The sequence below is a fragment of the Pseudomonas sp. LSJ-87 genome (assembly GCF_032971465.1).
GTDB lineage: Bacteria > Pseudomonadota > Gammaproteobacteria > Pseudomonadales > Pseudomonadaceae > Aquipseudomonas > Aquipseudomonas putida_Z.
Map to the genome: position 1 here is coordinate 1 of NZ_JAWJYQ010000009.1, position 667 is coordinate 667.

The following is a 667-nucleotide window of genomic DNA, read 5'->3' on the forward strand; positions in this document are numbered from 1 at the left end:
AGTCACCGTGAGCGATACCGTCGACACCGTGAAGGCCGAGCTGAGCATCTCGCCGAACCCGGCGATGGAAGGTCAGGCGGTGACCTACACCATCACCCTGAGTGGCCCGGCCGGTGCCGACCTGAGTCAGCACGGTGGTCTGTCCATCGCGCTGAGCAACGGAGAGGTGATCAACATTCCTGCGGGCCAGGTCAGCGCTTCGCAAACCGCTAACCTGGCGGATGACGTCTATGTCGGCAGCAGTGCTCCGAGCATCGCCATCGACGGGATCACCGAGCAAGGCACCGGCAAACAGGTCTTTGAAAACCTGGTCAAAGGCTACCCGGTAACCCTGCAAATCACCGACGAACCGGGTACCCCAGGTAACCCTGGCACCCCGGGTACGCCGAATGGCGGTGATGAAGTGACGCTGACCCTCACCGGTAATACCGTGCAGGAAGGTCACACCACGACCATCACCGGCACCCTGAGCCACCCGGCAGGCCAGGCCTTCACCGTTACTCTGAGCAACGGTCAGACCCTGAGCTTCGCCAAGGACGCCACCACCGCGACCACCGCACCGTTCGTGGCCCAGAGCGATGACGTATTCCGTGACGGTGAAACCCAGACCATCAGCGTGACAAATGCAGGCACCCACAACTTCGAAAACCTGAACACCAGCGCGACC

At 61.9% G+C, this 667-nt stretch carries 1 protein-coding gene; it reads left to right on the plus strand.

Features of this window, described 5'->3' with window-relative positions; all coding sequences use genetic code 11:
• On the plus strand, nucleotides 1–667 hold a 667-nt coding region (locus tag RYH74_RS08380), incomplete at both ends, for an immunoglobulin-like domain-containing protein (RefSeq protein ID WP_317409256.1).